This is a genomic window from Streptomyces sp. CC224B (assembly GCF_030010595.1).
Lineage (GTDB): Bacteria > Actinomycetota > Actinomycetes > Streptomycetales > Streptomycetaceae > Streptomyces > Streptomyces longispororuber.
In genome coordinates this window covers 1-18399 of the sequence record NZ_JASCXL010000042.1, presented here as the reverse complement: position 1 = coordinate 18399, position 18399 = coordinate 1, and the positions used below count along the sequence as shown (strand labels likewise).

Below are 18399 nucleotides of genomic sequence, written 5' to 3'. Positions count from 1 at the left end.
TTGTGGCATCAGGGTTCGGCCAGGGTGCGATCAGGGTCGGAAACCCTGTCGCCGGACGCCGCGCCCCGGCTACCTTCGCTGTCGTGGCTACGTTCCGGGTGCAGGACAGCAGAGTGCTCGCCGTCGAGATGACGGGCGACTCGGTCAAGGCGAAGAACGGCTCGATGGTCGCCTACGACGGCACGATGAACTTCAAGAAGCTGACAGGGGGCGGCGAGGGCATACGCGGCATGGTCACGCGCCGGCTGACCAACGAACAGATGACGGTGATGGAGGTGCGGGGCCACGGCACGTGCTGGTTCGCCGACCGCGCCGCGGAGATCAGCCTCGTCCACCTCCAGGGCGAGAAGCTGTACGTGGAGTCGAGCAACGTCCTGTGCACGGAGGCGACCCTGCGCACGGGCACCACGTTCACGGGCCTGCGCGGCGCGAGCCAGGGCAACGGCGTCTTCACCACGACCGTGGAGGGCACCGGTCAGGCGGCGATCATCTCGGACGGCCCGGCGGTGGTCCTGCGCGTGACGAAGCAGCACCCGCTCACCGTCGACCCGGGCGCCTACGTGGCGCACCAGGGCAGCCTCAAGCAGAGCTTCCAGTCCGGCGTCACCTTCCGCCACTTCTTCGGCGAGGGCGGCGGCGAGGCCTTCCAGATCCGCTTCGAGGGCGAGGGCCTGGTGTACGTCCAGCCCAGCGAGCGGGACACGATCGCGGGAGACGTGTGACATGCCGTTCCGTGAGGTCACTCCGAAGATGATCGAGGCGACGGTGCGCCCCGGCGTGAAGCTGTTCAGCCAGCGCGGCGCGATGCTCGCCTACAAGGGCGACGTCTCCTTCACCCCCAATCTCACCGGCGGCCAGGGCGGCCTGATGGGCATGATCGGCCGCCGTGTCGCCGACGAGTCCGTCCCGCTGATGACCGTCGAGGGCGACGGCACGGTGATGTTCGGGCACGGCGGCCACCACGTCCACGTGATCACCCTGACCGGCGACACGCTGTACGTGGAGGCGGACCGCCTGCTCGCCTTCGACGGCACGCTGCGGCAGGGCACGGCGTTCCTCGGCTCGCAGGGCGGCGTGATGGGCATGGTGCGCGGCCAGGTCTCGGGCCAGGGCCTGTTCACGACGACCCTCAAGGGCGACGGCGCGGTCGCCGTGATGGCCCACGGCGGCGTCGTCGAGCTGCCCATCACCCCGCAGCGCCCGGTGCACGTCGACCCGCAGTCCTACGTGGCGCACCAGGGCGATGTGCGCAACCGCCTCTCCACGGCGCTGAGCTGGCGCGACATGGTGGGCCGCGGTTCCGGAGAGGCGTTCCAACTGGAGCTCAGCGGCACCGGCGTGGTGTACGTCCAGGGTTCGGAGGAGAAGCTGTGACCACACCCGTGATCTTCGACCCGGCGACCCTGCCGAGCGACGACAACGTCAACGCGTACACCTTCTGCGTGGAGCTCCGCGGCACCCAGTGGTTCCTGCAGAAGGGCAAGATGATCGCCTACTACGGGCGCATCGACTTCAACGGCGTCGGCCACGGCCGCCTCGACCGCCTCCTGCGCACGTCCTTCCACTCCCCGCTGCACGCGAACGACTGGGTGGTGGCCGAGGGTGAGGGCAAGATGCTGCTCGCCGACCGCGCCTTCGACGCGAACTCCTACGACCTGGAGGACGGCAACCTCACCATCCGCGCGGGCAACCTCCTCGCTTTTCAGCCAAGTCTCTCGCTCAAGCAGTCCATCGTCCCCGGCTTCCTGACGCTGATCGGCACGGGCAAGTTCGTGGCCGTCTCCAGCGGACCGGTGGTGTTCATGGAGCCGCCGATCCGGGTGGACCCGCAGGCGCTGGTCGGCTGGGCGGACTGCCCCTCCCCCTGCCACCACTACGACCACGGGTACATGACCGGGGTGCTCGGCGGCCTGCGCGCACTGACCGGGATCGGCGGTACGTCGGGCGAGGAGCACCAGTTCGAGTTCGTCGGCGCGGGCACGGTGCTGCTCCAGTCCTCGGAGTCGCTGATGGACGAGGTGGCCACCGGCGCGGTGCCCCAGCAGGCCGGGGTGCCCGGAGCCCGCGGCTCCGACGACGGCCAGGGCGGTTCCGGCTCCTCCGGCCGGCGGGGTCAACCTGGCCATCGTGGACAGCAGCCGTCCGGACCGCGCCTTCCCGGACAACTAGGAGACCTCCAGCGTCGCTTCGGCCTGTGAGCGGTAGTCTGCGGAGTGTGACGGCGAACGCCTGTGCCCCTCGGTCACCCGAGGGGTGCGAGCCGTCTCACACCCCAACACTCGTTCACCATTCAACTTCTTAGGTAGAATCGATTCCATGGAGACCGAGACGGCCCCGCAGTGGCTGACCGACGAGGAACAGTGCGCCTGGCGTACCCACGTGGAGGTCAACAGGATGCTGACGTACCAGCTGGAGAAGGATCTCCAGCCGTTCAACCTCACCATGAACGACTACGACATCCTCGTACATCTCTCCGAGTCCGAAGACCTGCGGATGCGCATGAGCGACCTCGCGGCCGCCACCCTGCAGTCCAAGAGCCGGCTCTCGCACCAGATCACGCGCATGGAGAACGCGGGCCTGGTCCGGCGTGAGAACTGCGAGTCCGACCGGCGGGGCCTGTTCACGGTCCTCACCGACGAGGGCATGGCGACCATGAAGCGGGTGGCCCCGCACCACGTGGCCTCCGTGCGCCAGCACTTCGTCGACCTGATCTCGCCGGAGGCGCTCAGCGACCTGCACAAGGCCCTGACGCCGATCGCGGAGCACCTGCGGAGCCTGCGCGGCAAGCCGTGACGCCGCCGCGCCGCAGCCGGCTGCCGCGGGACGGCGCCCCGCGGTGAACCCGAGCCGCCTCAGCGCGCGACCGGCAGGCGCAGCACGAACAGCGCTCCCCCGCCGGGGGCCTCGTCGACCGTGAGGCTGCCGCCGTGGCGCGCGGCCACGTCGCGGGCGATGGCGAGGCCGAGTCCCGCGCCACCCTCGTCCCGGGTGCGCGCGTCGTCGAGGCGCACGAACCGCTCGAAGATCCGCTCCCGCTCCGCCGGCGGCACACCGTCCCCGTCGTCGGCCACCGCGAGGACCGCCCGGTCCCCGTCGGTACGCGTGGTGACGGTGACCCGGGAGCGGGCGTGCCGCTGCGCGTTGGTCACCAGATTGCCCAGCACCCGCGCCAACTGCCCGCGCGATCCGGCCACGTCGACGCTCTCCAGCTCCAGCGTGACCGGCACGCGGTCCGACGGGCGCTGCGACAGCTCCTCCCGGGCCAGGGCCGCCAGCTCCACCCGTCCCTGGCCGGGCTTCTCCCCCGCGTCGAGGCGGGCGAGCAGCAGCAGGTCGGCGGCCAGTTCCTGAAGCCGCACGGTGTCCTCGACGGCACCCGCCACGTCGAGCAGCTCGGGGTGGGCGGCGCCCACCTCGAGCTGGGTGCGCAGCGAGGCGATGGGGCTGCGCAGTTCGTGCGAGGCGTCGGCGACGAAGCGGCGCTGCCGCTCCACGGACGTCTGCAGGGCGGCCAGCGTCTCGTTCGTGGTCCGGGCGAGCCGGGCGATCTCGTCGTGCGTGTCCGGCTCGGGCACCCGGCGCGCCAGGTCCTCGGACGCGGTGATGGCGGCCATCTCGGCGCGGATCGCGTCGACGGGCCGCAGCGCGCGGCGCGTGACCAGCCAGGTCACGGCCGCGATCACGGCAAGCAGCAGCGGGAAGCCGATCAGCATCGCGGTCAGCGCGGTGGTGACGGCGTTCTGTTCGGCGGTCAGCGGCGCGCCCGCCACGACGGTCAGCTCACCCTTCGACTCCGTGTTCACCCGGACGGCGGCGAAGCGGTGGTCGCGCGTCTCGCCGTCGACGGTCGCGGTGCCCTCGCTGACGTGGGTCTCGTCGTCGATCTCGCCGGGCCCGAGGCGGTCACCGTCCTCCCCGGCCGCCTCCGCCTTCTCCTCCGCGGCGTCCCTGCGCTCCTCGGCGGCGTCCCGGGCCGCCTCCTCGCGGTCCTCGGCGGCGTCCTCCGGATCGTCCGGGTCGCTCGGATCCTCGGCGTCCGTGTCGTCGTCGCCGGGCTCGCGGCTGCCGGGCGCCGGCGCGGCGGCCCCGGGCCGGGACGCGGAGGCAGAGGCGGGCGGGGCGGGAGCGGAGGCGTCGGCTCCGGCCGTCGGCCCGGGGCGTACGGCCGCGAGCGGACGGCCGGAGATCCGCTCCAGCTCGTCGCTGTGCGCGACGACGCGGCCGTCCTCGTCCAGGACCCGGACCGGGTTGTCGTCGCCGTCGGGCAGCTCCAGATCGCCGTACGCGACGTTGGCGGCGAGCTGGGACGCCACCTCGCGGGCGGCGGACTCCGCCTGGGTGTCGGCCTGGTCGACCAGGCTCGACCGCAGCGAGAGCAGCACGGCCGCGCCCGCGGCGACCAGCGCGAGCGCGACGACGGCGGTCGCCGCCACGGCAGCGCGGGCGCGCACCGAGCCGAAGAGCCTGCGCACGCGGCCGAAGGGCCCGCGGACGCGGCCGGGGGGCCTGTTCATCGCGGTGCCTCCAGGCGGTACCCGGCGCCGCGGACGGTCGTGATCAGGTGGGCGCCCAGCTTGCGGCGCAGCGCGCTCACGTACACCTCGACGATGTTCGGGTCGCCCTCGTACGCGAAGTCCCAGACGTGGTCCAGGATCTCCGCCTTGGAGACCACCTGGCCCGCGCGCACCACCAGCTGCTCCAGGACCGCGAACTCCTTGGCGGTGAGCACGATCTCGCCCCCGCCCTGCCCGGCCGCCTCCCGGACGACGCGGCGGGCCGCGGTGTCGACCTTCAGGTCCCCCACGCGGTGCACCGGCGAGGGGGCCGCGGCGCGGCGGCGCAGCAGCGCCTTCACGCGGGCCACCAGGACCACGTAGCTGAAGGGCTTGGTCAGGTAGTCGTCGGCGCCCGTGTCCAGGCCCTCGGCCTCGTCGTACTCGCCGTCCTTCGCGGTGAGCATGAGGATCGGTACGTCGTCGCCCGCGGCGCGCAGCGCGGAGCAGACCCGGTAGCCGTTCAGGCCCGGGAGCATGATGTCCAGGACGATCAGGTCGTACGTCCCCTCCGTGGCCCGGCGCAGGCCCTCGGCGCCGTCGTGGACGACGTCGACGGCGTAGCCCTCGGCCATCAGGCCCTTGGCGAGGGACAGGGCGAGGCGCTTCTCGTCCTCGACGATCAGCAGGCGGCAGGGGTGCCGCGAGGCGTCCCCGGCCGGGGGGTGGAAAGAGGCGTGCGGGCGCATGTGCTCAGCATGCCGGAGCGGACCTGAAGAGTTCTTCAGGGTTCTTCAGGGGGGCTTCAGGAACGTTCAGGCAGCGTGGTCCTCGTCGAAACGGACGGCTCCGGAACGGATCGGGGCCAGCCAGTCGGGAGGAACACCATGAAGCGCAACATCGTCATCGCCACCGTCGCCGTCGCCACCCTCGTCGGAGGCGGAACGGCCACGGCCTTCGCCCTCGGCGGCGACGGTGAGACGTCGGCGGCGGGCAGGTCGAGCGTCCAGCTCAAGGGCGACGACCGCCACGACGAGCGCGACGACGTGACCGACGACCGCCACGACGACGAGCGCGACGACCGGAACGACGACGTGAACGACGACCGCCGTGACGACGCGCGGGACGCGCAGGACGACCGCGACGACCGCGACGACCGTCATGACAGCGACGACCGGGACGACCGGGACGAGGACGCGCGGGAGGCCGCCGCGGCCAAGGCCGCCAAGGTGAGCGCCGCGGACGCCGTCGCCGCCGCGCTCAGGTCGGCGTCGGGCACCGCCGTCTCCGCCGAGCTGGACGACGAGGACGGCGGCCTGGTCTGGGACGTCGACGTCCTCGGCAAGGGCGACACCTGGTACAGCGTGGAGATCGACCCGGGCACGGGCAAGGTGCTCGGCACCCACACCGAGCGGGACGCCGAGGACACGGCGGAGGCGCGGGCGGCCCTCAAGGGCGCGACGGTCACCGCCGCCGAGGCGGCGAAGGCCGTCGCCGGCAAGGGCCGGGTGACCTCCGTCGACCTGGACGACGACCGGTCCGGCAAGGGCGTCTGGGAGGTGGAGACGGTGTCCGGCAAGGGCGCCGAGAGCCACTGGAACGTGGACCTCGGCTCGGGCCGGGTGGCCTCCGGCCCCGCCGACGACTGACCTGCCCCCCGGGCCTCGACCGGGTCCCGCCGCTTCCGCGGCGGGGCCCTTTTTTCACACCCGCCCGCGGCTCCCGGGCTGCGCCCGCCCGGCCCCGGTCAGGCGGCTAAGCCGTCGTCAAGCCCTCCACCAGGGTGTCCGCCGCCGCGTACGGGTCCAGCTCGCCCGCCACGATGCGCTCCGCGAGCGCGCTCAGGCGCGTGTCCCCGTGCAGGTCCGCGATCCGCTCCCGCAGGGCCGTGACGGCGATCGTCTCGACCTCGCGGGCCGCGCGGGCGGCCCGCCGCTCGGCGAGGACGCCCCGCTCCTCCATCCAGGCGCGGTGCTTCTCCAGCGCCTCGACGACCTCGTCGGTGCCCTCGCCGCGCGACGCGACGGTCTTGACGATGGGCGGCCGCCAGTCCCCGGGCGCCCGCGACTCGCCGAGCCCGAGCATGTGGTTGAGCTCGCGCGCGGTGGCGTCCGCGCCGTCCCGGTCGGCCTTGTTCACCACGTACACGTCGCCGATCTCCAGGATCCCCGCCTTCGCGGCCTGGATGCCGTCGCCCATGCCGGGCGCGAGCAGCACCACGGAGGTGTCGGCCTGCGAGGCGATCTCGACCTCGGACTGGCCGACGCCCACGGTCTCCACCAGGACCACGTCGCAGCCCGCCGCGTCGAGGACGCGGATGGCCTGCGGCGCGGCCCAGGCGAGCCCGCCCAGGTGGCCCCGGGTCGCCATGGAGCGGATGTAGACGCCGGGGTCGGACGCGTGCTCGGACATCCGGACGCGGTCGCCGAGCAGCGCGCCGCCGGAGAAGGGGGAGGACGGGTCCACGGCCAGGACACCCACCCGCTTGCCCGCCCGCCGGTAGGCGCTGACCAGCGCCGACGTGGACGTGGACTTGCCCACGCCGGGCGAGCCCGTGAGCCCCACGACGTAGGCGTGCCCGGCCAGCGGGGCGAGGGCCGCCATCACTTCGCGGAGCTGCGGCGACGCCCCCTCCACCAGCGAGATCAGCCGGGCCACGGCCCGCGGCCTGCCCTCGCGGGCCTGCGCCACCAGGGAGGGGACGTCCTGCATGAGCGGCTCCGTTCCGTACGTGCTGCGTACTGCGTGCTGCGTGCTCGGCGGGGATACGAGAATGGGAGGTTCGGCGCCGGGCGGGCCGCCGCCGGGCCGGGTCAGGCCTTGGCGACCTTCAGGATGAGGGCGTCGCCCTGGCCCCCGCCGCCGCACAGCGCCGCCGCGCCGATGCCGCCGCCGCGCCGCTTGAGCTCCAGGGCCAGGTGCAGCACGAGGCGCGCGCCGGACATCCCGATCGGGTGACCCAGCGCGATGGCGCCGCCGTTGACGTTCACCTTTTCCGTGGACACCCCGAGGTCCTTCATTGACTGCACCGCGACCGCCGCGAAGGCCTCGTTGATCTCGATGAGGTCGAGGTCGTCGACCGTGAGGCCGTCCTTCTTCAGCGCGTGCCGGATGGCGTTGGACGGCTGGGACTGCAGGGAGTTGTCCGGGCCCGCCACGTTGCCGTGCGCGCCGATCTCCGCGATCCAGGCGAGGCCCAGCTCCTCGGCCTTCGCCTTGCTCATCACGACGACGGCGGCGGCGCCATCGCTGATCTGCGAGGACGTGCCGGCCGTGATCGTGCCGTCCTTGGCGAACGCCGGGCGCAGCTTGCCGAGCGTCTCCACGGTCGTCTCGCCGCGGATGCCCTCGTCCTTCGAGACGAGCACCGGGTCGCCCTTGCGCTGCGGGACCTCGACGGGGGTGATCTCGGCGTCGAACACGCCGTTCTTCTGGGCCGCGGCCGCGCGCTGGTGGGAGAGCGCGGCGATCTCGTCCTGCTCGGGGCGCCTGATGCCGAGACGCACGTTGTGCTTCTCCGTGGACTCGCCCATGGCGATGCCCTCGAAGGAGTCGGTGAGCCCGTCGTACGCCATCGCGTCGAGCATCTCGACCGCGCCGTACTTGTACCCCTCGCGGGACTTGGGCAGCAGGTGCGGGGCGTTGGTCATCGACTCCTGGCCGCCGGCCACGACGATGTCGAACTCGCCCGCGCGGATGAGCTGGTCGGCCAGCGCGATCGCGTCCAGGCCGGAGAGGCAGACCTTGTTGACCGTGAGCGCGGGCACGCTCATGGGGATGCCCGCCTTGACCGCAGCCTGGCGCGCCGGGATCTGCCCCGCCCCGGCCTGCAGCACCTGCCCCATGATCACGTACTGCACCTGGTCGCCGCCGATCCCCGCCCGGTCGAGGGCCGCCTTGATCGCGAAGCCGCCGAGGTCCGCGCCGGAGAAGGACTTGAGCGAGCCGAGCAGGCGCCCCATGGGCGTGCGCGCGCCCGCGACGATCACTGAGGTGGTTCCGGTCGTTCCAGACATGTGGCACGGCCCCTTCCAGCTGGGGAGCTGAGGAGTTGTGAACGAGGGTTTACTCGAATGTACTGAGCGGTACGGCGCGCGTCACCGGGCGGCGAGTGTGATCGCGCGCACGTTGCGTAATCACGGCCGCAGGCGCTGCACTTGAGAGATGCTGACGCGAATCGACCACATCGGGATCGCCTGTCGTGACCTCGACGCCACCGTCGAGTTCTACCGTGCCACCTACGGCTTCGAGGTCTTCCACACCGAGGTCAACGAGGAACAGGGCGTGCGCGAGGCCATGCTGAAGATCAACGAGACCTCCGACGGCGGGGCCTCGTACCTCCAGCTCCTGGAGCCCACCCGGGAGGACTCCGCCGTGGGCAAGTGGCTGGCCAAGAACGGCGAGGGCGTGCACCACATCGCCTTCGGCACCGCGGACGTGGACGGCGACGCGGAGGCCATCCGCGGCAAGGGCGTACGCGTCCTGTACGAACAGCCGCGGGTCGGCTCCATGGGCTCGCGCATCACCTTCCTGCACCCCAAGGACTGCCACGGAGTCCTCACCGAACTCGTGACCTCCGCGCCCGCCGAGGGGACCGAGCACTGACCTCCCCTTATCGGGGCCGGTAGGGTGAGGGGCGGCCGTCCGCACCGTGGGCGGTCGCTTGCCGGGGTCCGGGTTTCGGGGGACGAGCGTCGGGGCAGCAGCCCAAGCTCCGCTGTTGATCTGACACCATTCCCCGGGGGCCTCGTTCGCCAGGGCGGATGAGGCTCGTACGTCGAAGACTTGCGACCAGGGGACGGATGGGACCGCGCAGTGCGGGGCTACGAGAGCCAGGACAGCCGACGACCGGCTGAGGCCGACCACCTCTCGCGGTTCGAAGCCGAGATGGACCGGCTGAAGACCGATCGGGAGAAGGCGGTCCAGCACGCCGAGGACCTCGGCTACCAGGTCGAGGTGTTGCGCGCCAAGCTGCACGAGGCGCGCCGCAACCTCGCGTCCCGGCCTGCCTACGACAGCGCGGACATCGGCTACCAGGCCGAGCAGATGCTGCGGAACGCGCAGATCCAGGCCGAGCAGCTGCGCGCCGACGCCGAGCGCGAGCTGCGCGAGGCCCGCGCCCAGACGCAGCGCATCCTCCAGGAGCACGCCGAGCAGCAGGCGCGCCTCCAGGCCGAGCTGCACGCCGAGGCCGTCTCCCGGCGCCAGCAGCTCGACCAGGAGCTGAACGAGCGCCGCCAGACCGTCGAGTCGCACGTCAACGAGAACGTGGCCTGGGCCGAGCAGCTCCGGGCCCGCAGCGAGGCGCAGGCCCGCCGCCTGCTCGACGAGTCCCGCGCCGAGGCCGACCAGGCCCTGGCCGCCGCCCGCGCCGAGGCCGAGCGGCTCGCCGCGGCGGCCCGGCAGCGGCTCGCCGCCGACACCGAGAGCGCCCGCGCCGAGGCCGAGGCGATCCTGCGCCGCGCCCGCACCGACGCCGAGCGGCTGCTGAACGCCGCCTCCACGCAGGCCCAGGAGGCCGCCGACCACGCGGAGACGCTGCGCTCGACGACGGCGGCCGAGTCCGACCAGGCGCGCCGCCGGTCCACGGAGCTCAGCCGCGCCGCCGAGGAGCGGATGGCCGAGGCCGAAGCGGCGCTGCGCGAGGCGCGCGCCGAGGCCGAGAAGGTCGTCGCCGAGGCCAAGGAGGCCGCGGCCAAGCAGCTCGCCGCCGCCGAGGCCGCCGGGGAGCAGCGCACGCGGACGGCCAAGGAGCAGGTGGCCCGGCTCGTCGGCGAGGCCACGAAGGAGGCCGAGGCCGCCAAGGCGGAGGCCGAGCAGAAGCTCGCGGACGCCGCGGCCGAGGCGGAGAAGCTGATCTCCCAGGCCGCGGAGAAGGCCCGGTCGATCACGGCCGAGGAGACGGCCTCGCAGATCGCGAAGGCCGCCAAGACCGCCGAGGACGTGCTGACCAAGGCGTCCGAGGAGGCGAAGGCGACCACGCGCGCCGCCACCGAGGAGGCCGAGCGGGTCCGCGCCGAGGCCGAGGCCGAGGCGGACCGGCTGCGCGGCGAGGCGCACGACATCGCCGAGCAGCTCAAGGGCGCGGCGAAGGACGACACCAAGGAGTACCGCGCCAAGACCGTCGAGCTCCAGGAGGAGGCGCGGCGGCTGCGCGGCGAGGCCGAGCAGTTGCGGGCCGACGCGGTCGCCGAGGGCGAGAAGATCCGCGGCGAGGCGCGGCGCGAGGCCGTCCAGCAGATCGAGGAGGCGGCCCGGTCCGCCGAGGAGCTGCTCACCAAGGCCAAGGCGGACGCCGCCGAGGCGCGTGAGGCCGCGGCCGCCGAGGCCGAGCGGGTCCGCGCCGAGGCCGTGGAGCGCGCCACGTCGCTGCGCCGGCAGGCCGAGGAGACCCTGGAGCGCACCCGCGCCGAGGCCGAGCGGCACCGCACGGAGGTCGACGAGCAGGCCGAGGCCGTCCGGGCCGAGGCGGAGACGGCCGCGCGCGAGCTGCGCGAGGAGGCCGAGCGCACCATCGCGGCCCGCAGGGCCGAGGCCGACGCGGAGCTGGCCCGGCTGCGGTCGGAGGCCGAGGAGAAGCTGGCCGCAGCCGAGCAGACGCTCGGCGACGCGCGCGCCGAGGCCGAGCGCATGCGGCGCGAGGCGGCCGAGGAGACGGAGCGGCTGCGCACGGAGTCCGCCGAGCGGATCCGGACGCTCCAGGCACAGGCCGAGGCCGAGGCCGAGCGGCTGCGCGACGAGGCCGCCGCGGACGCGTCGCAGTCGCGCGCCGAGGGCGAGGCCGTCGCGGTGCGGCTGCGCTCGGAGGCGGCCGCCGAGGCGGAGCGCCTGAAGACGGAGGCCCAGGACAGCGCGGACCGGGTGCGCGCGGAGGCGGCGGCCGCCGCCGAGCGCGTCGCCACGGAGGCCGCCGAGGCCCTGGCGGCCGCGCAGGAGGAGGCGGCCCGGCGCCGCCGCGAGGCCGAGGAGACCCTCGGCGCCGCGCGCACCGAGGCCGACCAGGAGCGCCAGCGGGCCCGCGAGCAGAGCGAGGAGCTCCTCGCCGCGGCGCGCAAGCGCGTGGAGGAGGCCGAGGCCGAGGCGGTGCGCCTGACCGAGGAGGCCGAGGCGCGCGCCACGGAGCTGGTCACGGCCGCCGAGACCCAGGCCCAGTCCGTACGGGACTCGGTCGCCGGGATGCACGAGCAGGCCCAGGAGGAGATCACGGGCCTGCGCTCGGCCGCCGAGCACGCGGCGGAGCGCACGAAGCAGGAGGCGCAGGACGAGGCGGACCGCGTGCGCGCCGACGCCTACGCCGAGCGGGAGCGGGCGAGCGAGGACGCCAGCCGCACCCGGCGGGAGGCTGCGGAGGCGGCGGAGGCCGCCAAGGCCCTGGCCGAGCGCACGGTCACCGAGGCCATGGCGGAGGCCGAGCGGATGCGCTCGGACGCCTCCGAGCACGCCCAGCGGGTGCGTACGGAGGCCTCGGACACCATCGCGCAGGCCGACCAGGACGCCGCGCGCACCCGTGCCGACGCCCGCGAGGACGCCAACCGCATCCGCAGCGACGCCGCGAACCAGGCGGACACGCTGATCGGCGAGGCCCGCAGCGAGGCCGAGCGGCTCACGACGGAGACGGCGGCCGAGACCGAGCGGATCCGCACCGAGACGGCCGCCGAGGCGGAGCGGCTGCGCGCCGAGTCCACGGCCGAGGCCGAGCGGCTGCGCGCCGAGGCGGCCGCCGAGGCCGAGCAGCTCCGTACGGAGACCGCGGCCGAGGCGGAGCGGGTGCGCGCCGAGTCGGTCGCCCAGGCCGAGCGCCTGATCGCGGACGCGACCGGCGACGCGGAGCGCCTGCGCGCGGACGCGGCCGAGGCGGTGGGCTCCGCGCAGCAGCACGCCGAGCGGATCCGCACCGAGGCCGAGCGCGTCAAGGAGGAGGCCAGGGACGAGGCCGAGCGGCTGCGCACCGAGGCCCGCGAGGAGGCCGAGCGCACCCTGGACGAGGCGCGGCAGGCCGCCAACAAGCGGCGTACGGAGGCCGCGGAGCAGGTCGACAAGCTCATCACGGAGGCGACGGCGGAGGCCGAGAAGCTGGCCGCGGACGCCCAGGAGAAGGCGCTCAAGGCGACCACGGACGCCGAGGCGCAGGCCGACACCATGGTCGGCGCGGCCCGCAAGGAGGCCGAGCGGATCGTCGCCGAGGCGACGGTCCAGGGCAACATGGCGGTGGAGAAGGCGCGGACGGACGCGGACGAGCTGCTCATCGGCGCCCGCCGGGACGCGACCGCGATAAGGGAGCGCTCGGAGGAGCAGCGCGCCCGGGTCACCACGGAGATCGAGGAGCTGCACGAGCGGGCCCGGCGCGAGTCGGCCGAGGCGATGAAGACGGCGGGCGAGCGCTGCGACGCCCTGGTGAAGGCCGCCGAGGAGCAGTTGGCGCAGGCCGAGGAGAAGGCCGAGGAGGCCCGGGCGAAGGCCGAGAAGCTGGTGTCCGACGCCAACTCGGAGGCCAGCAAGGTGCGGATCGCCGCCGTCAAGAAGGCCGAGGGGCTGCTCAAGGAGGCGGAGCAGAAGAAGGCGGAGCTGGTGCGCGAGGCCGAGCGGATCAGGGCCGAGGCGCAGGCGGAGGCCGAGCGCGTCGTCGCCGAGGGCCAGCACGAGCTGGAGGTGCTGATGCGCCGCCGCGAGGACATCAATGCGGAGATCTCCCGTGTCCAGGACGTGCTCGAGGCGTTGGAATCGTTCGAGGCCCCGCAGGGCGGTGGCAAGGACGCGGGCGTCAAGGCGGGGGCCACGGCGGGGGCTACACGTTCGGGTGGCAAGTCGTCAGAAGGCTAGCCAGGAGACCTTTTGCGTGCTTGAGCGGGACCTTCGGCACTGTTGCTGGCAAGCACTCTGGCGGTTGACCACTCAAAAGGGGTGTCATTCTCCAGATCAAACGGGCATACGCTCGATGACACGCCGCAACGCCCCCTAGGATTCCCTCTATCACCTCACCCGGTCTCATTCGACAGGAACCCCATGAGCGACACTTCCCCCTACGGCTTCGAGCTTGTGCGGCGTGGGTACGACCGCGCTCAGGTGGACGAACGTATCTCCAAGCTCGTCTCCGACCGAGACTCCGCCCTCACCCGAATCACTGCTCTGGAAAAGCGCATCGAGGAGCTGCACCTCGAGACGCAGAACGCCCAGGCCCAGGTCGCCGACGCCGAGCCGTCGTACGCCGGGCTCGGGGCCCGAGTCGAGAAGATCCTCCGCCTCGCCGAGGAGGAGGCGAAGGACCTGCGCGAGGAGGCCCGGCGCGCGGCCGAGCAGCACCGCGAGCTCGCCGAGTCGGCCGCCCAGCAGGTGCGCAACGACGCCGAGTCGTTCGCGGCCGAGCGCAAGGCGAAGGCCGAGGACGAGGGTGTCCGCATCGTCGAGAAGGCCAAGGGCGAGGCGAACGCACTGCGGGCCGAGGCGCAGAAGGACGCGCAGTCCAAGCGCGAGGAGGCGGACGCCCTCTTCGAGGAGACCCGCGCCAAGGCGGCCCAGGCCGCCGCCGACTTCGAGACCAACCTGGCCAAGCGGCGCGACCAGTCCGAGCGCGACCTGGCCTCCCGCCAGGCCAAGGCGGAGAAGCGGCTCGCGGAGATCGAGCACCGGGCGGAGCAGCTGCGCCTGGAGGCCGAGAAGCTGCGTACGGACGCCGAGCGCCGGGCCCGCCAGACGGTGGAGACCGCGCAGCGCCAGGCCGAGGACATCGTCGCGGACGCGAACGCCAAGGCGGACCGCATCCGCAGCGAGTCCGAGCGCGAGCTCGCGGCGCTCACCAACCGCCGCGACTCCATCAACGCCCAGCTCACGAACGTCCGCGAGATGCTCGCGACGCTCACCGGTGCCGCCGTGGCCGCCGCGGGCACGCCCTCGGAGGACGAGCCGATCTCTCGGGGGGTTCCGGCACAGCAGAGCCGCTGACGCGGAACGACCAAGCACGGGGTGAACGGGACGGGCCCCCTGCCGACCGGCGCGAGCCGAGTGGCAGGGGGCCTCGTCACGTTCTAGCGTGTCCGCATGACCGAGGTGCGTGTCCGCATGACCGAGGTGCCGGCGTGATCGAACTCGAGGGTCTGACCAAGCGGTACGGCGAGAAGGTGGCCGTCGACCACCTTACCTTCACGGTCCGGCCGGGCGTGGTCACCGGCTTCCTGGGCCCGAACGGCGCGGGCAAGTCCACGACGATGCGGATGCTGCTCGGGCTCGACCACCCCACGGCGGGCGACGTACGCATCGACGGCAAGCACTACGAGCAGCTCACGGACCCGCTGAAGCGCATCGGCGCGCTCCTGGACGCCAAGGCCGTGCACGGCGGCCGCAGCGCCTTCAACCACCTGCTCTGCCTCGCCCAGTCCAACGGCATCCCGCGCGCCCGCGTCCACGAGGTCCTGGACACCGTGGGCCTGACGGCCGTGGCGAAGAAGAAGGCCAAGGGCTTCTCCCTCGGCATGGGCCAGCGGCTCGGCATCGCGGGCGCGCTGCTCGGCGACCCCGAGATCCTGATGTTCGACGAGCCGGTCAACGGCCTCGACCCCGAGGGCATCCACTGGATCCGCAACCTGATGAAGTCCCTCGCCGCGCAGGGCCGCACGGTCTTCGTCTCCTCGCACCTGATGAGCGAGATGGCGCTGACCGCCGACCACCTCGTGGTCATCGGCCAGGGCCGCCTGCTCGCCGACACGTCCATGGCGGACTTCATCCGCCAGAACTCCCGGTCGTACGTACGTCTGCGCTCGCCGCAGCGCGAACGCCTCCTGGACGTGCTGCACGAGGCCGGTGTCACCGTGGCCGAGGCGGGCGACGGGGCGCTGGAGGCGGACGGCACGAGCGCCGAGCGGCTCGGGGAGCTGGCGGCGCACCACCAGCTCGTGCTGCACGAACTCAGCCCGCAGCAGGCGTCGTTGGAGGAGGCCTTCATGCGGCTGACGGCCGAGTCGGTGGAGTACCACGCACACACGGACCCCCGGACGGCCCCGTCCGGTCCGGGCGGGGCCCCGCCGGGGCCGGGCGGGACGCCGCCGGGGCCGGACGGGACGCCACCGGGGCCGGGTGGGACGCCACCGGGGCCGGGTGGGACGCCGTCGGGGCCGGGCGGCGCCGGCTGGGGCGAGGGCTGGCAGCGGCGCCGGAAGGGAGTGTGAGGCCGCCATGGCCGCCACACAGGTCCTGAAGTCCGAGTGGACGAAGATCCGCTCGGTGGCGTCGACCGTCTGGACGCTGTCGCTCGCGGCCGTCGTCACGATCGCGCTCGGCATGTTGATCAGCGCCCTGTCCAAGAACGACTACGACGACCTCAGCCGCGAGGACAAGCTCACCTTCGACCCCACCTTCATCAGCTTCGCCGGCATGTCCCTCGGCCAGCTCGCGATGATCGTCTTCGGTGTCCTGGTCGTGTCGAACGAGTACAGCACCGGCATGATCCGCACCTCCCTCGCGGCGGTCCCCCGGCGCGGCACGTTTCTCTTCAGCAAAGTCCTGGTGGCCGCGGCGCTCGCCCTCGTGGTGGGACTCGTCACCAGCTTCGCCGCCTTCTTCGCCGGGCAGGCGATGCTCGGTTCGCACCGGGCGCAGCTCGGCGACCCGGGGGTGCTGCGCGCGGTCATCGGCGGCGGGCTCTACATGACGCTGATCGCGGTGTTCTCCATGGGCGTGGCCGCGATGCTGCGCAGCCCGATGCTGTCCCTCGGCATCCTGATGCCGTTCTTCTTCCTGATCTCCAGCATCCTCGGCAACGTCTCCGCCACCGAGAAGATCGGCCGCTTCCTGCCCGACCAGGCCGGCAGCAGGATCATGCAGGTGAAGGCCCCCTTCGACGACGACACGCCCTACGGCCCCTGGGGCGGCCTCGCCATCATGGTGGCGTGGACGGTGGCGGCGTTGGTGGGGGGGTACGTGCTGCTGCGCAGGCGCGACGCGTGACCTGGCGGGGCGCCTCGACCGGTCCCCCGGGCCCGGCCCCGGCTCCGCTCCCGCGGGGCACTCCCACCCACCCGCCCCCATCGCGCTCCGCGCTCGTCCTCAAACGCCGGACGGGCTGGAAGGCCCGACTGCCCGTCCCGTGCACGGACCCTGCACCGCCGGCCGAGGCTCCCGTGTGCCGCCGTGGCAGCACGGGTGGGTGGGTGGGAAAGTGGGCCGCCGCGGCAGGGGCGAGGCGTGGGGCGCCAGCCGCCAGCGCGGGGCGCCGGGGCAGCACGGGCGGGCGGGTGGGAGGGAGGGAGGAGCCAGGCCGCCAGGAAGGAGCCAGGCGCCAGGGAGGAGCGGGCCGCCAGAGCTTGGCGGGGTGATGCCGCCCAGGGCGCCCGCGCCAGGCTCCGCCGAGGGCGCCCACGCCAAACCCCGCCCAGGGCGCCCGCGCCAGGCTCCGCCGAGGGCGCCCACGCCAAACCCCGCCCAGGGCGCCCGTGCCAGGCTTCGCGGAGGGCGCCCCGCCAGAAGTGCCTTGGGCGGAACCGTCAGCCCGCGGATATCCTCCTAACCCTTACGGGGGCGTGTGCCCCGACGTCCTGAACGGTTCGATGGGTGCGGAGAATGATCGAGGCAGTCGGCCTGACGAAGCGCTACGGCGCCAAGACAGCCGTGTACAACCTTTCCTTCCAGGTGCGGCCCGGCACCGTGACCGGGTTCCTGGGGCCGAACGGCTCGGGCAAGTCGACGACCATGCGCATGATCCTGGGCCTCGACGCGCCCACGGCCGGCCAGGTGACGATCGGCGGCTACCCCTACCGCAAGCTCCCCAACGCGCCCCGCCAGGTCGGCGCCCTGCTCGACGCCAAGGCGGTGCACGGCGGCCGGCACGCCCGCAACCACCTGCTGTGCCTGGCGCAGCTCTCCGGCATCCCGGCGCGGCGCGTGGACGAGGTCCTCGGCGTCGTCGGCCTGCAGGACGTGGCGAAGAAGCGCTCCAAGGGCTTCTCGCTGGGCATGGGCCAGCGCCTCGGCATCGCCGCCGCGCTGCTCGGCGACCCCCAGGTGCTGCTCTTCGACGAGCCGGTCAACGGCCTCGACCCCGAGGGCATCCTCTGGGTGCGGAACCTGATGAAGTCGCTCGCCGCCGAGGGCCGTACGGTCTTCGTCTCCTCGCACCTGATGAGCGAGATGGCGCTGACCGCCGAGCACCTCATCGTCATCGGGCGCGGGCAGCTCCTCGCCGACATGAGCGTCCGGGACTTCATCTCGGCGAACTCCGCGGACTTCGCCCGGGTGCGGACGCCGGACACCGAGCCGCAGCAGCGCGAGAAGCTGACCGCCGCGCTCACCGAGGCGGGCGGCCAGGTGCTGCCCGAGGCGGACGGCGCGCTGCGTGTCATGGGCCTGGCACTGCCCCGCATCAGCGACCTCGCGCACGACGCCGACGTCCGCCTCTGGGAGCTGTCGCCGCACCAGGCGTCGCTGGAGGAGGCGTACATGCGGATGACGCAGGGCGCCGTCGACTACCGCTCGACCGTCGACCAGCGCGCGGGCCTCCAGGAGCAGCTCCCGCCCGGCGCCGTGCCGCAGCCGCAGGCGCCGGTGCCCGGCCACGGGCAGCCCGGCTGGTACGCCCCGCCGCCGCCCCAGCAGGGCGGTCAGCCGTTCGCGATGCCGCAGGGCGCGCCGGGCGCGCCTGCGGGCGCGCAGCCGAACCCGTACGCCGGTGCCGCCCCGCAGGCCCCCGCGTCCCCCGAGATGACCAAGCGCGACAGCGAGGAAGCCCGATGACCACGCCTCCGACTCCGCAGCAGCAGCCGCAGGCGCAGCCCCAGCAGCCCCAGCAGCCCCCGGCCCCGCCCGCCGGCCAGACCCCGCAGGCACCGGCCGGTGCGCGAGGTGCGAGCCGACCAGGCCGCCGCCGCACGGCACCGCGAACACCAGACCGTACTGCCACGGGGCGTACCCGTAGCGATCG

General features: G+C 73.5%; 15 protein-coding genes. 11 read left to right on the top strand and 4 right to left on the bottom strand.

What is annotated here, in order from left to right:
- Window positions 1-83 precede the first annotated feature (83 nt).
- The 4 genes from QK440_RS18365 (at window position 84) to QK440_RS18350 (ending at window position 2793) form a co-directional block, all read left to right on the top strand.
- Window positions 84-722, top strand: coding sequence for an AIM24 family protein (locus QK440_RS18365; RefSeq protein WP_282794205.1), 639 nt, complete (start codon window positions 84-86; stop codon window positions 720-722).
- Window position 723: 1 nt separating this feature from the next.
- Entirely contained in the window at window positions 724-1374 is a 651-nt protein-coding gene (locus tag QK440_RS18360; RefSeq protein WP_282794204.1) for an AIM24 family protein, read from the top strand.
- Window positions 1371-2198 (top strand): AIM24 family protein, encoded by an 828-nt coding sequence (locus tag QK440_RS18355; protein WP_282794203.1) that lies wholly within the window; start codon window positions 1371-1373, stop codon window positions 2196-2198. Before QK440_RS18360 ends, QK440_RS18355 begins: the two co-directional genes overlap by 4 nt.
- 118 nt (window positions 2199-2316) lie before the next feature.
- Complete coding sequence (locus QK440_RS18350) at window positions 2317-2793, top strand: MarR family transcriptional regulator (RefSeq protein WP_282794202.1); 477 nt, start codon at window positions 2317-2319, stop codon at window positions 2791-2793.
- 59 nt (window positions 2794-2852) lie between these two features.
- Here the strand turns inward: QK440_RS18350 and QK440_RS18345 are convergent, their stop codons facing one another.
- Entirely contained in the window at window positions 2853-4472 is a 1620-nt protein-coding gene (locus QK440_RS18345) for a HAMP domain-containing sensor histidine kinase (RefSeq protein WP_282794242.1), read from the bottom strand.
- Window positions 4473-4510: 38 nt separating this feature from the next.
- The gene (locus QK440_RS18340; RefSeq protein ID WP_282794201.1) at window positions 4511-5242 is read right to left on the bottom strand and encodes a response regulator transcription factor; all 732 of its coding nucleotides are present in this window, start codon (window positions 5240-5242) and stop codon (window positions 4511-4513) included.
- A 138-nt stretch (window positions 5243-5380) separates the two neighbouring features.
- Between QK440_RS18340 and QK440_RS18335 the strand changes: the two genes are divergently transcribed.
- Window positions 5381-6142: a PepSY domain-containing protein gene (locus QK440_RS18335; protein ID WP_282794200.1), complete on the top strand. Its 762-nt coding sequence runs from the start codon at window positions 5381-5383 to the stop codon at window positions 6140-6142.
- Window positions 6143-6248: 106 nt separating this feature from the next.
- On the opposite strand, the gene meaB is transcribed toward QK440_RS18335, so the two are convergent.
- Both meaB and QK440_RS18325 read right to left on the bottom strand, forming a co-directional pair.
- A complete protein-coding gene (gene meaB / locus QK440_RS18330; protein WP_282794199.1) occupies window positions 6249-7205 on the bottom strand; it encodes a methylmalonyl Co-A mutase-associated GTPase MeaB in 957 nt (318 codons plus the stop codon).
- A gap of 101 nt (window positions 7206-7306) precedes the next feature.
- Window positions 7307-8509, bottom strand: a complete 1203-nt coding sequence (locus QK440_RS18325) for an acetyl-CoA C-acetyltransferase (RefSeq protein WP_282794198.1) — start codon at window positions 8507-8509, stop codon at window positions 7307-7309.
- 148 nt (window positions 8510-8657) lie between these two features.
- On the opposite strand from QK440_RS18325, the gene mce reads away from it, so the two are divergent.
- The 6 genes from mce (at window position 8658) to QK440_RS18295 (ending at window position 18212) form a co-directional block, all read left to right on the top strand.
- A complete protein-coding gene (mce, locus tag QK440_RS18320; RefSeq protein WP_282794197.1) occupies window positions 8658-9098 on the top strand; it encodes a methylmalonyl-CoA epimerase in 441 nt (146 codons plus the stop codon).
- Window positions 9099-9308: 210 nt separating this feature from the next.
- Complete coding sequence (scy, locus tag QK440_RS18315; protein ID WP_282794196.1) at window positions 9309-13313, top strand: polarized growth protein Scy; 4005 nt, start codon at window positions 9309-9311, stop codon at window positions 13311-13313.
- A gap of 183 nt (window positions 13314-13496) precedes the next feature.
- Window positions 13497-14432, top strand: coding sequence for a cellulose-binding protein (locus QK440_RS18310; protein ID WP_190140618.1), 936 nt, complete (start codon window positions 13497-13499; stop codon window positions 14430-14432).
- A 134-nt stretch (window positions 14433-14566) separates the two neighbouring features.
- Window positions 14567-15652, top strand: a complete 1086-nt coding sequence (locus tag QK440_RS18305; protein ID WP_282794195.1) for an ABC transporter ATP-binding protein — start codon at window positions 14567-14569, stop codon at window positions 15650-15652.
- Between the two features lie 7 nt (window positions 15653-15659).
- On the top strand, window positions 15660-16430 hold the full coding sequence (locus QK440_RS18300) for an ABC transporter permease (RefSeq protein ID WP_282794194.1): 771 nt from the start codon (window positions 15660-15662) through the stop codon (window positions 16428-16430).
- 612 nt (window positions 16431-17042) lie between these two features.
- Window positions 17043-18212 carry an ABC transporter ATP-binding protein gene (locus tag QK440_RS18295; protein ID WP_282794193.1) on the top strand — a complete coding sequence of 390 codons (1170 nt, stop codon included), beginning with the start codon at window positions 17043-17045 and terminating at the stop codon, window positions 18210-18212.
- The last annotated feature ends 187 nt before the right edge of the window (window positions 18213-18399 follow it).

Coding starts and splice junctions, on each gene's coding strand:
- QK440_RS18350 (WP_282794202.1), top strand. CDS start 2,317: ATGGAGACCGAGACGGCCCCGCAGTGGCTGACCGACGAGGAACAGTGC.
- meaB (WP_282794199.1), bottom strand. CDS start 7,205: ATGCAGGACGTCCCCTCCCTGGTGGCGCAGGCCCGCGAGGGCAGGCCG.
- QK440_RS18325 (WP_282794198.1), bottom strand. CDS start 8,509: ATGTCTGGAACGACCGGAACCACCTCAGTGATCGTCGCGGGCGCGCGC.
- QK440_RS18340 (WP_282794201.1), bottom strand. CDS start 5,242: ATGCGCCCGCACGCCTCTTTCCACCCCCCGGCCGGGGACGCCTCGCGG.
- QK440_RS18300 (WP_282794194.1), top strand. CDS start 15,660: ATGGCCGCCACACAGGTCCTGAAGTCCGAGTGGACGAAGATCCGCTCG.
- QK440_RS18310 (WP_190140618.1), top strand. CDS start 13,497: ATGAGCGACACTTCCCCCTACGGCTTCGAGCTTGTGCGGCGTGGGTAC.
- QK440_RS18360 (WP_282794204.1), top strand. CDS start 724: ATGCCGTTCCGTGAGGTCACTCCGAAGATGATCGAGGCGACGGTGCGC.
- QK440_RS18295 (WP_282794193.1), top strand. CDS start 17,043: ATGATCGAGGCAGTCGGCCTGACGAAGCGCTACGGCGCCAAGACAGCC.
- QK440_RS18335 (WP_282794200.1), top strand. CDS start 5,381: ATGAAGCGCAACATCGTCATCGCCACCGTCGCCGTCGCCACCCTCGTC.
- mce (WP_282794197.1), top strand. CDS start 8,658: ATGCTGACGCGAATCGACCACATCGGGATCGCCTGTCGTGACCTCGAC.